The following is a 13,539-nucleotide window of genomic DNA, read 5'->3' on the forward strand; positions in this document are numbered from 1 at the left end:
GCTGGAGCGGTGAGCACCCTTCGCCCCGCGCTGCTGACCGACCACTACGAGCTGACCATGGTCAGCGCGGCCCTGCGTGACCGCACGGCCGACCGACGCTGCGTCTTCGAGGTGTTCAGCCGGCGGCTGCCGACCGGGCGCCGCTACGGCGTGGTCGCCGGGACCGGCCGGCTGATCGAGATGATCAGAGACTTCCGGTTCGACCCGTCGGAGATCGACTTCCTGCGCCGTACCGGAGTGGTGGACGACCGGGCCGCGCAGTGGCTGGCCGACTACCGGTTCACCGGCGACATCGACGGCTACGCCGAGGGTGAGCTGTTCTTCCCCGGCTCCCCGATCCTCACCGTGTCCGGCACCTTCGCCGAGTGCGTGGTGCTGGAGACGCTCGTGCTGTCAGTGCTCAACCACGACTGCGCGATCGCCGCCGCCGCGGCCCGGATGGTCACCGCGGCCCGGGGCCGGGCGCTGATCGAGATGGGCTCCCGCCGGGCACACGAGGAGGCCGCCGTCGCGGCGGCGCGGGCCGCGTACCTGGCCGGGTTCCGGTTCACCTCCAACCTGGCCGCCGGGCAGCGCTACGGCATCCCCACCGCGGGCACCGCCGCGCACGCCTTCACGCTGCTGCACGACGACGAGCGGGCCGCGTTCGCCTCCCAGGTCGCCACGCTGGGCAAGGACACCACGCTGCTCGTCGACACGTACGACATCGCCCAGGGCATCCGCAACGCCATCGCGGTGGCCGGGCCGGAGCTGCGGGCGGTCCGGATCGACTCCGGCGACCTCGCGGTGATCGCCCAGCAGTCCCGCGAACTGCTCGATTCGCTCGGCGCCACCGAGACCAAGATCATCGTATCCGGCGACCTCGACGAGTACGCCATCGCCGCGCTCGCCGCCGAACCCGTCGACATGTACGGCGCCGGCACCGCGGTGGTGACCGGCTCCGGGGCGCCCACCGCCGGCCTGGTCTACAAGCTGGTCGAGGTGGAGGGGCGGCCGGTGGTCAAGCGCTCCGAGCACAAGGCCACCATCGGCGGCCGGAAGGTCGCGGTCCGCCGGCACAAGCCGACCGGCACCGCCACCGAGGAGGTCATCGTGCCGCAGGGCGTGCCGGACCGGCAGCCCAACGACCGGCTGCTCCAGCACTCGTACGTGGTGGCTGGCGAGCCGGAGACGCTGCCCACGCTGGAGGAGTCCCGGGACCACCTGCGCCAGTGCCTGATCTCCATCCCGTGGGAGGGCCTCAAGCTCTCCGCCGGGGATCCGGCCGTACCGGTCACCGTCGTACCCGCGAGCTGAGGAGGAACCCGTCAGATGGCGAACGCCCTGATCATCGTGGACGTGCAGAACGACTTCTGCGAGGGCGGCTCCCTCGCGGTCGGTGGCGGAGCCGGCGTGGCCGCCGGCATCTCCCGGCTGCTCGCCGCCGAGCCGGACCGGTGGGACCACGTGGTCGCGACGAAGGACTACCACGTCGACCCGGGCGCGCACTTCGGCGACCCGCCGGACTACGTCGACTCCTGGCCCCGGCACTGCGTGGTCGGCACCTCCGGTTCCGAGTTCCACCCCGAACTGGCGACCGACCGGGTGGAGACGATCTTCCACAAGGGCGAGCACGCGGCCGCGTACTCCGGTTTCGAGGGGCACGCCCCCGACGGCGAGTGCCTGGCCGACTGGCTGCGGCGGCACGACGTGGACCGGGTCGACGTGGTCGGCATCGCCACCGACCACTGCGTGCGCGCCACCGCCCTGGACGCCGCCCGGGAGGGCTTCCGGACCACAGTGCTGCTCGACCTGACCGCCGCTGTCGCGCCGGACACGCTCGACGTGGCGCTGCGGGCGCTCGACGGCGCCGGGGTGACAATGGTGGGCGAGCCTGTGATCAGGACCGCTTGACCGGGTAATCGGTTGCGGGTGTCGTACCCCGGCCCCAGGATGGCGCCGGAGGTACGGTCCGTCGTGAATCTGAAGCCTTACCGGGAAGCGCTCGCGCTGCCCGGTCTCCGATCGTTGCTGCTGGTGTCGGTGCTGGCCCGTGTGCCGCTGACCGCCACCGGGGTGACGCTCACCTTCTACGTGGTGCTCGACCTGGGCCGCGGCTACGGTGCCGCCGGCCTGGTCGGCGCCGCGTCCACGATCGGCGCGGCACTCGGCGCCCCGCTGCTCGGGCGGCTCATCGACCGCCGAGGGCTGCGGCCGGTGCTGGTGCTCACCACAGTCGCCGAGGCGCTGTTCTGGTCCGCCGCGCCCACGCTGCCGTACCCGGTGCTGCTCCCCGCCGCGTTCCTCGCCGGGCTGCTCGCCCTGCCGATCTTCTCGATGGTCCGCCAGTCGATCGCCGCGCTCGTGCCGGTGGAGAAGCGCCGCCCCGCCTACGCGCTGGACTCGATGGCGGTGGAGTTGTCGTTCATGGTCGGCCCGGCGCTCGCCGTCGCCCTGGCCACCGCCGTCACGCCGCGCCTGACCCTCTGGGCGGTCGGCGCCGGGATCGTCGCCTCCGGCATCTGCTTCTGGCTGCTCAACCCGCCGATCCGGGCCGCCGACGAGCCCGCCGGGCCGCCGCGCCCGGTGCACCGCCGCGAGTGGCTCACCCCGCGCCTGCTCGCCGTGCTGGCGGTCAGTCTCGCCGCCACGCTGGTGCTCGGCGGCACCGACGTCGCGGTGGTCGCCGTGCTCCGGTCCGGTGGCGAGGTCGGCTGGACCGGCGCCGTGCTGGCCGCCTGGGCGGTCGCGTCGCTGGCAGGTGGCTTCGCGTACGGCGCGGTACGCCGCTCGTTCTCCCCGCTGGCGCTGGTGGCGGTACTGAGCCTCACCACCATCCCGGTCGGGCTGGGCGGGTCGCACTGGTGGCTGCTCTGCCTCGCGCTGATCCCGGCCGGTGCGCTCTGCGCCCCCACCCTCGCGTCCACCTCCGACGCGGTCAGCCGGCTGGCCCCGCCCTCGGTCCGGGGCATGGCCATGGGACTGCACGGCTCCGCCGTGACGGTGGGCATCGCGCTCGGGGCGCCGCTGGCCGGCGCGGTGATCGACGCGACAGCGCCCGCGTGGGGCTTCGTGGTCACCGGTGCGATCGGCGCGCTGGTGGCGCTCGCGGTGCTCCCGATCGAGCTGCGCCACCGCCGCACGCCGGTCCCCACCTCCACCCCCGAGCCCGACCTGACCCCCGCCCCCTTGTAGCCCTCCGCGCTCGCCCTCCGCGTCGTGATGACCGTCCGCCGCACAGGGCACAGGCGGGGCTTCCGAGGGTGATCAAGGAGTTTGTGTCCGCGCCGGCCCGGTGAACTGCCACAAACTCCTTGATCACCGGCCGCAGCGCGCGGCGCTGGACGCACCCGGCACGTCTGGCCCGGCCCGGGTCGGGCCGGCCCGGGCCGGTCGGTTGATCATGGAGTTAGCGGGGACAAAGCGGACGCCGATCGCCGCTAACTTCATGATCGACGCAGAGGGAGCACGGGCGGGAGGGGGTAGAGGGGGCGGAAAGGGGCGGGCGCCGCGCCCCGGTAAGGGGTGCGGCGCCCGTCTCGACGTGGGGTGCGGTGGTGCTAGCGCTTGTCGAGGTTGCCTGCGGTGTCCTCCTGGTAGCTGGCGCCACCGTTGACCTCGCTGGTCAGCGGCTTCGCGCCACCCTCGGGCGGACCGGCCAGGCTCTGCCCGGCGGCCAGCTCGGGGAACTTCGCGTCGAACGCCGGCCGCTCGGAGCGGATGCGCGGCATGCGGTCGAAGTTGCGCAGCGGCGGCGGGGAGCTGGTGGCCCACTCGAGCGAGTTGCCGTGGCCCCACGGGTCGTCGACCTCGACGACCGGGCCGGTCTTGTACGACTTCCAGCAGTTCCAGATGAACGGCAGCGTCGAGATACCGGTGATGAACGCGCCGATCGTGGAGATCGTGTTCAGCGTGGTGAAGCCGTCGGCGGCCTGGTAGTCGGCGTACCGGCGCGGCATTCCCTCGTTGCCCAGCCAGTGCTGCACCAGGAACGTCGTGTGGAAGCCGATCATGGTCAGCCAGAAGTGGATCTTGCCGAGCCGCTCGTCGAGCATCCGGCCGAACATCTTCGGGAACCAGAAGTAGATGCCGGCGAACACGGCGAACACGATGGTGCCGAAGAGCACGTAGTGGAAGTGCGCCACCACGAAGTACGAGTCGTGCAGGTGGAAGTCGAGCGGCGGGCTGGCCAGCAGCACACCGGTGAGACCACCGAAGAGGAAGGTCACCAGGAAGCCGATCGAGAACAGCATCGGCGTCTCGAACGTGATCTGGCCCCGCCACATGGTGCCGATCCAGTTGAAGAACTTCATACCGGTGGGCACGGCGATCAGGTAGCTCAGGAAGCTGAAGAACGGCAGCAGCACCTGGCCGGTGGCGAACATGTGGTGCGCCCAGACGCTCATCGACAGGGCGGCGATGGCGATGGTGGCGGCCACCAGGCCCTTGTAGCCGAAGATCGGCTTCCGGGAGAAGACCGGGATGATCTCGCTGATGATGCCGAAGAACGGCAGCGCGATGATGTACACCTCGGGGTGGCCGAAGAACCAGAACAGGTGCTGCCACAGCATCGGCCCGCCGGTCGCCGGGTCGTACACGTGGGCGCCCATCAGGCGGTCCGCGGCGAGCGCGAACAGCGCGGCGGCCAGCAGCGGGAAGACCAGGATGGCCAACAGGCTGGTGACCAGCATGTTCCAGGTGAAGATCGGCATCCGGAACATGGTCATGCCGGGCGCGCGCAGGGTCAGGATCGTGGTGATCAGGTTGACCGCGCCGAGGATCGTGCCCAGGCCGGAGATGGCCAGGCCGACGACCCACATGTTGGCGCCGACGCCGGGGGCGTGGTCGGCGGTGCTCAGCGGCGTGTACGCGGTCCAGCCGAAGTCGGCCGCGCCGCCCGGGGCGATGAAGCCCGCGGTGGCGAGCGTGCCGCCGAACAGGTACAGCCAGTAGGCGAACGCGTTGAGGCGGGGGAACGACACGTCCGGCGCGCCGATCTGCAGCGGCACCACGTAGTTCGCGAAGGCGAACACGATCGGCGTCGCGAAGAACAGCAGCATGATCGTGCCGTGCATCGTGAAGAGCTGGTTGTACTGCTCGGGCGACAGGAACTGCAGGCCCGGTCGCGCGAGTTCGGCGCGCATGATCAGGGCCATCAGGCCACCGATCATGAAGAACACGAACGCGGTGACCATGTACATGATCCCGATCTGCTTCGCGTCCGTGGTGCGCAGCAGCCGCGCGATGGCCGACCCCTTGACCGGCTCGCGGACCGGCCAGGGCCGGGTCACGACCGGCTTGGGTGCGACGGTGGTCACGAGTGGCCTCCGGTTCTGGTTGTCCCGCTCGGCGCGCTGGTCATCGGCGCAGCCGTCATCCGCAAGGAGGATAGTCCCCGGTAGGTGGCCCCGCCGCGTGGGGTGGGCGGCTACGATCTCCCGCCCGTCAGAGCGGGCCGGTCAGGAGCCGGTAGTGCTCCCGGAAGATCCGCCCGCCGCGTCCGCGCAGCAACGGGTCGCGAAGCGCCGGCGGCACGTCGCGGGTGCGGTTGCGGTCCCGGGTCCGGTCCCGCACCCAGCGGGTACGCGGCCGGCGCCGACTCTCGTACGCGATCAGCGCGGCGTCGACACTGCCGGCGGCCCGCAGCGACTCGGCGAGGACGACGGCGTCCTCCAGCGCCATGGCCGCACCCTGGGACAGCGTCGGCGCGGTGGCGTGAGCGGCATCACCGACGAGCAGCACCCGGCCGTGGAACCAGCGCCCCAGCTCGACCTCCTCGGTGCGCTCCACGGACACGGTCTCCAGCGCGGCCAGCACCTCGGGCACCGGGCCGCCGTAGGAGCCGAACAGTTCGTGCAGGCGGGCGAGCGGGTCGGCGGGGAGGTCGGTGCCGGCCTCGTCGGCGTAGCAGTAGAGCCGTCCGGCGCCGAGCGGCACCACCAGGAACCCGGCCCGCTGGCCGAGCAGGGCGGTCCAGTCGGCGATCGGGGGGCCGCCGCGCACCAGTGCGCGGTAGACCACCTGCCCGGCGGGGCGTGGCGGTCCGCCGAGCGCGGCGAGCGTCCGTACCGCCGAGCGGGGCCCGTCGGCACCGACGACCAGGTCGTACTCGCCGCTGGTGCCGTCGGTGAAGCCGACGGCGACCCGGCCGGGCAGCGGGTCGACGGTGCTCACCTCGGCGCCGTGGCGCACCGCGCCGCCGGCGCCGGTGAGCAGCACCCGGTGCAGTTCGGTCCGGGGCAGCGCCCGGCACTCCCCCACGCCGGTCCAGAGCGCGTCGAGGTCGACCTCGCACAGGGGCGCTCCGGCGGCGTCGAGGAAGCGCTGCCGGTGGATGACCTGGCCGAGCGGGCGCAGCGGCCCGTCCAGGTCGAGCCGGCGCATCGCGCGGGCGGCGTTGCCGGGCAGGTAGAGGCCCGAGTCGACCGACTCGGTGGGTGGCAGCCGCTCGGTGACGTCGGGCCGGAACCCCGCCAGGCGCAGCGCCCGGGCTACGGCGAGGCCGGCGATGCCCGCGCCGACGACGAGGATGCGCAGGGGGGAACCACCCATCACGGGGTACGCCTCCGGAGGGGGATCGGAACGCGTTGGAGGCAAGACATTACTCGCCGCAACCAGGCGGCGGAAGTGCCCGTGCGCCCCGGCGCGGGCCGCCGGTCGGCGGCGCACCCCGTCCCACCGGCAGGAATCCCGCCTCCATCTGGGGGAAGGGCGCGCTCGCGGCGCCCTCACGCGCCACCGGCCGGACGCGGAGCGTTAACGAGCCCGGCGCATTTGCGCAATGATTCGAGACATGTAAATGTGTTCCTTGCATCGTGGGAGCGCTCCCGCCCGTATCACCGACCGAACCGGCGCCGTCCCCGCGCCGGAGCCAAGGAGCATCATGAAGCGTCCACTCAGGGCCCTCGCGGCGGCCGGACTGCTCGCCGCCGGCACCCTCGTCGCCGTCGCGCTCGGCGGCACCGCCTCCGCCGACACCCAGATCTGCGAGCAGTACGGCTCGACCACGATCGGCGGCAAGTACGTGGTGCAGAACAACCGCTGGGGCACCACCGCCCAGCAGTGCATCAACGTCACCTCGACCGGCTTCTCCATCACCCGGGCGGACGGCTCCGCGCCGACCAACGGGGCGCCGGTCGCGTACCCGTCGATCTTCGTGGGCTGCCACTACACCAACTGCTCGCCCGGCACGAACCTGCCGGTGCAGGTGAAGAACATCAGCAGCGCGCCGTCCAGCATCAGCTACAACTACGTCAGCGGCGCGATCTTCAACGCGTCGTACGACATCTGGCTCGACCCGTCGCCCAAGCGCGACGGCGTGAACCAGATGGAGATCATGATCTGGCTCAACCGGCAGGGCTCGATCCAGCCCATCGGCTCGCCGGTCGGCACCGCCAGCATCGCGGGCCGCACCTGGGAGGTCTGGCGCGGCAGCAACGGCTCCAACAACGTCATCTCGTACCTGTCGCCGTCGGCCATCCCCAGCTTCAGCTTCGACGCGCTGGCGTTCATCAACGACACCCGTAACCGGGGCGCGATCACGAACGACTGGTACCTGACCAGCATCCAGGCCGGCTTCGAGCCGTGGCAGGGCGGCGTCGGGCTGGCGGTGAACTCGTTCTCCCAGAGCGTCAACACCGGCTCGAACCCGCCGCCCACGAGCGCCCCGCCGACCACGTCGGCGCCGACCACGCCCCCGCCGTCGGGCGGCGCGTCCTGCACCGTCACCTACACGGCGGCGAACGTGTGGAACAACGGCTTCACCGCCGACGTGACGGTCAAGAACACCGGCTCCGGCACGATCAACGGCTGGACGCTCAACTACAACCTGCCCTCCGGGCAGACCGTCACCAACGCGTGGAACGCCACCGTGAGCCAGAGCGGCTCGGCGGTGACCGCGCGCAACGCCGGCTACAACGGCACGCTGGCGCCCGGGGCGTCGACCAGCTTCGGCTACCAGGCGACGCTGAACGGCAGCTACTCCGCGCCGAGCAGCTTCACGCTCAACGGCTCCACCTGCGCCCGGGGCTGACCACCGCACACGGCGAGGGGCGCGGTCCGCAGCGGACCGCGCCCCTTCCGCGTGTACGCCTCAGCCGGCGAGGGCGTCGATGTCGCGCATCTCCTCGGCGGTGAGCGAGAACCCGAACACGTCGGCGTTGGCCCGGATCCGCTCCGGCGTGACCGACTTCGGGATGACCACGGTCTCGTGGTCGATGTGCCAGCGCAGCACCACCTGGGCCGGTGACACGTCGTGCGCCTGGGCGATCCGGACCAGCACCGGGTCGGACAGGTCGCTGGTCTTGAACGGGCTGTATCCCTCCAGCGCCACGCCGCGGTCCCGGTGGGCGGCGTACGTCTGCCTGTCGTACAGCGACGGGCTCCAGCGGATCTGGTTGAGAGCGGGCGTCTCCTCGGTGGCCTGGATCAGCTCGTCGATCTGACTGATCGAGTAGTTGCTCACCCCGACCGCGCGCGCCAGGTTCTCGTCCCGCGCGGCGAGCATCTCCCGCCACACCGGGATGCTGTCGCCGGGCGCGGACGGCGGCCAGTGCACCAGCCACAGGTCGACGTAGTCGGTGTCCAGGGCGGCCAGGCTGGCCTCGATGGTCTCCCGCTCCCGGCCGACCCGGTCCGGCGGCAGTTTGGTGGTGATGAAGAGGTCCTCGCGGCGCAGCCCGCTCTCCTTGATCGCCCGCCCGACCTCCTTCTCGTTGCCGTACATGGTGGCCGTGTCGATGTGCCGGTAGCCGGCGTCGAGCGCGGCGAGCACCGCCTGGTACCCGGCCTCGCCGGTGGCCTGCCACGTGCCGAAGCCGAGCAGCGGGATCCGGACGTCGCCGGTGAGCGGGAGGGTGGGCTGGTCGCTGTCCATGTTCCCCGTTCTACCCCGGTTCGTCGCACACACACCGGCATCCCGGCGCGCACGGCGGGTCTGGGGGAGGATGCGGGAATGGCGGACCGGCTGGAGGAGTACCGGCGGAAGCGGGACGCCGCGCGTACCCCGGAACCGGTGCCCGAGCGGGCTGCCGGGCGGAAGCGGTCCGCGCGGCGCGCGCCCCGGTTCGTCATCCAGCAGCACCACGCCCGGAGCCTGCACTGGGACCTGCGGCTGGAGCACGACGGCGTGCTGGCCTCCTGGGCGGTGCCGCGCGGCCTGCCGCGCGACCCGGGCCGCAACCACCTGGCCGTGCACACCGAGGACCACCCGATGGAGTACCTGACGTTCCACGGGGAGATCCCCGCCGGGGAGTACGGCGGTGGGCGGATGATCGTGCACGACACCGGCACCTACCGGGCGGAGAAGTGGCGCGACGACGAGGTGATCGTGGTGCTCGACGGCGAGCGCACGAAGGGCCGGTATGTCCTGTTCGCCACCGGCGGCCGGGGCCGGGACTGGATGATCAGGCGCACCGACCCGGCGCCGGAGGGCTGGACTCCGATGCCCGAGCTGGTCCGCCCGATGCGGCCGGCCGAGGGCGGGCGGCTGCCGCGCGACGCCGCCGCCTGGGGGTACGAGCTGCGCTGGGCGGGCGTGCGCGCGATGGCGTACGTATCGGGCGGCCGGCTGCGGCTGCTCGACGGCGACGACGCGGAGATCACCGGGGAGTACCAGTGGGCGCGGGCGATGGCCGAGGCGCTGGCCCCGGCCGAGGCGGTGCTCGACGGCGTGCTGGTACGGATCGACCCGGCCGGTCGGGTCCGCCCGCCGACCCGGCGCGACGGTCAGTTCCTCGCCGTCGACCTGCTCTGGCTGGAGGGCGTGTCCAGCCTCGACGTCCCGTACGCGCAACGCCGTGGCCTGCTCGACGGTCTGGCGCTCACCGGTCCGCACTGGCAGACTCCGCCGTGGTTCCCGGGAGTCGGCGCGGACGCCCTACGGGCCGCCCGTGAGCAGGGGCTCCCGGGAGTGGTGGCGAAACGCCTCGACTCCCCGTACGAGCCGGGCCGGCGCAGCCGGCACTGGCTGAGCATCGACGCGAGCTGAGGACCACCGTGCACCTGACGCACCTGGAGTGCCCGCGCTGCGGCCGTGAACACCCGGCCGACGTGTTGCAGAACCTGTGCGGCTGCGGCTCCCCGCTGCTGGCCCGCTACGACCTCGCCGCGGTGGCCGACACAGTCGCCCCGGAGCAGTTCGGGCTGCGCCCGGCCGACCTGTGGCGCTACCGGGAGCTGCTGCCGCTGGCCGATCCCCGGTTCGTCACCACGCTGGGCGAGGGCTGGACGCCGATGTGGCGCGCGCCCGCGTACGGGCACGAGATCGGCATCGCGGACCTGATCGTCAAGGACGAGGGGCTGACCCCGACCGGGTCGTTCAAGGCGCGCGGGGCGTCGGTGGGCGTGAGCCGGGCCCGGGAGCTGGGCGTGAAGCGGATCGCCATGCCCACGAACGGCAACGCCGGCGCGGCCTGGGCCACGTACGCGGCGCGGGCCGGGATGGGCGCGACGATCGCCATGCCGCTGGCCGCGCCGACGATCTGCCGCGAGGAGTGCCTGGCCGCCGGCGCCGACCTGCGGCTGATCGACGGCCTGATCAACGACGCGGGCCGGGACATCGCCGAGCTGATCGCCGCGCCCGACGGAGGGATCTTCGACGCCGGCACGCTGCGCGAGCCGTACCGCCTGGAGGGCAAGAAGACCATGGGGTACGAGATCGTCGAGCAGCTCGGCTGGCAGGTGCCCGACGTGATCGTCTATCCCACCGGCGGGGGCGTCGGGCTGATCGGCATCCACAAGGCGTTGCACGAGCTGCGCGAGCTGGGCTGGGTGGAGGACCGGCTGCCCCGGCTGGTCGCCGTGCAGTCCACCGGGTGCGCGCCGATCGTGCGGGCGTTCGCAGCGGGCGAGGACCGCGCCACTCCGTGGGAGGACGCTCGGACCGTCGCGTTCGGCATCACAGTGCCCGCCCCGCTCGGCGACGAGTTGATCCTGTCCGCGCTGCGGGACAGCGCCGGCACCGCGGTCGCCGTGGACGACGCCGAGATCCTCACCGACCTGCGCGACTTCGCCGCCCGGGAGGGGCTGTTGCTGTGCCCGGAGGGCGCGGCCTGCCTGACCGCCGCCCGGCACCTGCGCGCGGGCGGGTGGATCCGGCCCGGTGAGCGCGTGGTGGTACTCAACACCGGCGCCGGCGTCAAGTATCCGGGCCTGGTGCACAGCGGGGCGCCCATGTGACAGGCGAGGTCGCGGCGCCCCGCTGGAGACCTGCGGTCAGGAGGTGGGCGGCTCGTCCTCGCCCGCCTCCTCGGCGGCGTCCGCCTCCTCCTTCGTCTTGTGCACCGCGCCGTCGGCGTGCTCCGGCGGGCCGTAGACCGTGTACAGCACCAGCGGGTTCGGCCCGGTGTTGACGAAGTTGTGCTTCGTGCCGGCCGGCACGACCACCAGGTCGCCGGAGACGACCTCCTTCTTCTCCCCGGCCACCCGCGCCTCGCCGGTGCCGCTGACGAACGTGAGGATCTGGTCGATGCCCTCGTGGACCTCCTCGCCGATCTCGCCGCCCGGCGGAATGGTCATGATGACCAGCTGGGTGTGCTCCCCGGTCCAGAGCACGCGGCGGAAGTCGGGACTCTTCTCGGCGACTGTCGCGATCGTGAAATGCTCCATGGCCCGCTCATACCCCGATCACGCGCCCGCCACGCCGGGAGTCGCAGATGGTGGAATTCCCCACGCCGATCCGGTTTGGATCCCCACGGAAGGGGCATGTGCTTGCCCACAAGACCGGTGCGGGCTGGGCCGGTCGAGCCAAGTCCCCGCCGGCGTACCGCCTGCACGGCTGCGGTGGCGGGAGACGGCCGGAGCGCGGCGACGTTACGACCGGAGGTCGTGCGGCGCCGTGCGCTCGCCTGCGCGTCCGGTCAGGCCAGCACGGCCAGGTGGAACGGGCGGTCCGCGTGCCCGCTCGTGCCGTGCGTCTCGACGAACACCGCGTTGGCGATCCCCGAGCGTGGCGCCACAGTGATGACACCCTGCGGGACCAGCCCGTCGGCCGTCGCGGGGCCGACCGTCCCGACGTACGCCGCTGCGGCCACGTCCTGGTCGAACGCGACCTGGTACATCCCGGCGGCGAGCCGGGTGGCCGAGGTGGCGCCGAGGCCGCGGACGAGCCTTCCGTTGGCGTCGACCACGGCGAACAGCATCCGCGCGGTGGCCGGCAGCCCGACCGGCGAACACGGGTTGATCTCGGTGTCGGCTCGCGCGGCATCCCGCATGCTCGGGATCGGCTGGCCGGTGGTCTCCCTCCTTGCTCTACGGCTGGGCATGGTGATCCTCTCTCCCGCCGGTACGCCGGCCGGAGGCGTTCGAACGCTTCCGGGCGATCGTCGGCGATCACCCTCGATGATTCCGACGCTATGTCGGCGAACCGCCCGGCAACCACAGGAAGAGCTGTCCGATCAAGGACAGTGGACGGCTCTGAGCTGCGAAAACGCGGATCGGATCATCGATTCGCCGCCGACTCCCCCGGCCGCACCGGCACCACTGGTCACACCGGAGCCGACCGGAAACCATGACGCACCGCAATCATCTGGCTACATTGAAGTATGGTGCAGTCGCTCCGGGGTCGACCGACGGTCTACCGCCCGGTGCTGGCCGCACGACGCGGGGAACTGGAGGCGCTGGCCCGGCTCGACAGCGCCTCGGCCGCGCTGCTCGCACCGATCCTCGACGTCCCGGCCGACGCGCAGTCCATCGTGGACGGCCTGAGGCGCCTGCCGGCCGGGCTGGTGCCCGCCGTCGACGTGTCGGCCCTGCCCGACGCCACCGAACACGACCCGGTCCGCTGGGGCGTACCGCTGGTGCCGGTGATCGGTCTCGCGGACAGCGACCGGCGGCTGGCCGCGCACGGGGCGGCGGCCCGGGCCTGGGCGCACCACGCTGTCGTCCGGTTGCGCCTCGGCCCGGACCGGGCCGGGCCGGACGCGGCCACCGCGGCGGCGGAACGGGTGTGGCGGGTCACGGGTCTGCTGCCCGAGCAGTGCGACCTGCTGCTCGATGCCGGCGACGTGTGCTGCCGGGCCGACGTCCGGCTGGCCGAGCCGCGGGTCCGGCGTGCGGCGCAGTGGGCCCGGCGGCACGCCTGGCGTTCGGTGACGATGGCCGCCGGTGGGATGCCGCCGGCCCTGTCCCGGCTTCCGGTGGACGAACCGGTCCGCGTTGACCGCTACGACTGGTCGCTCTGGCGACGTCTGGCCGACCTGCGCCTCGGGTACGGCGACTACGGCGTGGGCTGCGCGGTGCGGGACGCGGACGAGCCGGGCGACCGGACACCGACGCTGCGCTGGGCCGCCGACGACGCGTGGTGGGTCTACCGCTGGTCGCGGCGGGGCGGGCGGGGCGACGAACGCTTCGCGGACCTGTGCCGCACGCTCACTGCCGCGCCGCACTGGTCGCCGGCCGGGGCGGGCTTCTCCTGGGGCGACCACGAGATCGTCCGGCGGGCCCGGCGGGGCGCCGGCGCGGGCTCACCGGCCAACTGGATCGCGTGGAGCACGTCGCACCATCTGGCGCACGTGCTGGCCGCGCTGGTCCGGCCGGAACCGGACCAGCGCGCCGGCTGAG

The 13,539-nt window shown here is 72.7% G+C and carries 12 protein-coding genes; 7 read left to right on the forward strand and 5 right to left on the reverse strand.

All coding sequences use genetic code 11. The features are described 5' to 3' along the window. The first annotated feature begins 9 nt into the window (after positions 1 to 9). The 3 genes from Q3W68_RS02590 to Q3W68_RS02600 are packed head-to-tail and all read left to right on the forward strand — an operon-like array spanning position 10 to position 3,174. Complete coding sequence (locus tag Q3W68_RS02590; protein WP_302903910.1) at positions 10 to 1,296, forward strand: nicotinate phosphoribosyltransferase; 1,287 nt, start codon at positions 10 to 12, stop codon at positions 1,294 to 1,296. A 15-nt stretch (positions 1,297 to 1,311) separates the two neighbouring features. Continuing rightward, a complete protein-coding gene (locus Q3W68_RS02595; protein WP_121683031.1) occupies positions 1,312 to 1,893 on the forward strand; it encodes an isochorismatase family protein in 582 nt (193 codons plus the stop codon). A gap of 39 nt (positions 1,894 to 1,932) precedes the next feature. Continuing rightward, positions 1,933 to 3,174, forward strand: coding sequence for an MFS transporter (locus Q3W68_RS02600; RefSeq protein WP_302903911.1), 1,242 nt, complete (start codon positions 1,933 to 1,935; stop codon positions 3,172 to 3,174). 365 nt (positions 3,175 to 3,539) lie between these two features. Here Q3W68_RS02600 and ctaD read toward each other — a convergent pair whose 3' ends face one another. Next, the gene (gene ctaD, locus Q3W68_RS02605; protein ID WP_302903912.1) at positions 3,540 to 5,297 is read right to left on the reverse strand and encodes a cytochrome c oxidase subunit I; all 1,758 of its coding nucleotides are present in this window, start codon (positions 5,295 to 5,297) and stop codon (positions 3,540 to 3,542) included. A gap of 127 nt (positions 5,298 to 5,424) precedes the next feature. Then, positions 5,425 to 6,531 (reverse strand): FAD-dependent monooxygenase, encoded by a 1,107-nt coding sequence (locus tag Q3W68_RS02610; protein ID WP_302903913.1) that lies wholly within the window; start codon positions 6,529 to 6,531, stop codon positions 5,425 to 5,427. A 331-nt stretch (positions 6,532 to 6,862) separates the two neighbouring features. Between Q3W68_RS02610 and Q3W68_RS02615 the strand changes: the two genes are divergently transcribed. Next, positions 6,863 to 8,011 carry a cellulose binding domain-containing protein gene (locus Q3W68_RS02615; RefSeq protein ID WP_302903914.1) on the forward strand — a complete coding sequence of 383 codons (1,149 nt, stop codon included), beginning with the start codon at positions 6,863 to 6,865 and terminating at the stop codon, positions 8,009 to 8,011. 60 nt (positions 8,012 to 8,071) lie between these two features. Here Q3W68_RS02615 and Q3W68_RS02620 read toward each other — a convergent pair whose 3' ends face one another. Then, positions 8,072 to 8,854, reverse strand: coding sequence for an aldo/keto reductase (locus Q3W68_RS02620; RefSeq protein WP_302903915.1), 783 nt, complete (start codon positions 8,852 to 8,854; stop codon positions 8,072 to 8,074). Between the two features lie 78 nt (positions 8,855 to 8,932). Between Q3W68_RS02620 and Q3W68_RS02625 the strand changes: the two genes are divergently transcribed. Together Q3W68_RS02625 and Q3W68_RS02630 are read left to right on the forward strand one after the other, a co-directional pair. Continuing rightward, on the forward strand, positions 8,933 to 9,967 hold the full coding sequence (locus Q3W68_RS02625) for a DNA polymerase ligase N-terminal domain-containing protein (RefSeq protein WP_302903916.1): 1,035 nt from the start codon (positions 8,933 to 8,935) through the stop codon (positions 9,965 to 9,967). Between the two features lie 8 nt (positions 9,968 to 9,975). After that, positions 9,976 to 11,157, forward strand: a complete 1,182-nt coding sequence (locus Q3W68_RS02630; RefSeq protein ID WP_302903917.1) for a threonine synthase — start codon at positions 9,976 to 9,978, stop codon at positions 11,155 to 11,157. 36 nt (positions 11,158 to 11,193) lie between these two features. On the opposite strand, the gene Q3W68_RS02635 is transcribed toward Q3W68_RS02630, so the two are convergent. Both Q3W68_RS02635 and Q3W68_RS02640 read right to left on the reverse strand, forming a co-directional pair. Next, entirely contained in the window at positions 11,194 to 11,586 is a 393-nt protein-coding gene (locus Q3W68_RS02635) for a cupin domain-containing protein (RefSeq protein WP_013284343.1), read from the reverse strand. Between the two features lie 251 nt (positions 11,587 to 11,837). Further along, a complete protein-coding gene (locus Q3W68_RS02640) occupies positions 11,838 to 12,242 on the reverse strand; it encodes a hypothetical protein (protein ID WP_302903918.1) in 405 nt (134 codons plus the stop codon). A 279-nt stretch (positions 12,243 to 12,521) separates the two neighbouring features. Between Q3W68_RS02640 and Q3W68_RS02645 the strand changes: the two genes are divergently transcribed. Beyond that, positions 12,522 to 13,538, forward strand: a complete 1,017-nt coding sequence (locus Q3W68_RS02645) for a hypothetical protein (RefSeq protein ID WP_302903919.1) — start codon at positions 12,522 to 12,524, stop codon at positions 13,536 to 13,538. The last annotated feature ends 1 nt before the right edge of the window (position 13,539 follow it).

Source organism: Micromonospora sp. C28ISP2-4, from assembly GCF_030519385.1.
Taxonomy (GTDB): domain Bacteria; phylum Actinomycetota; class Actinomycetes; order Mycobacteriales; family Micromonosporaceae; genus Micromonospora; species Micromonospora tulbaghiae.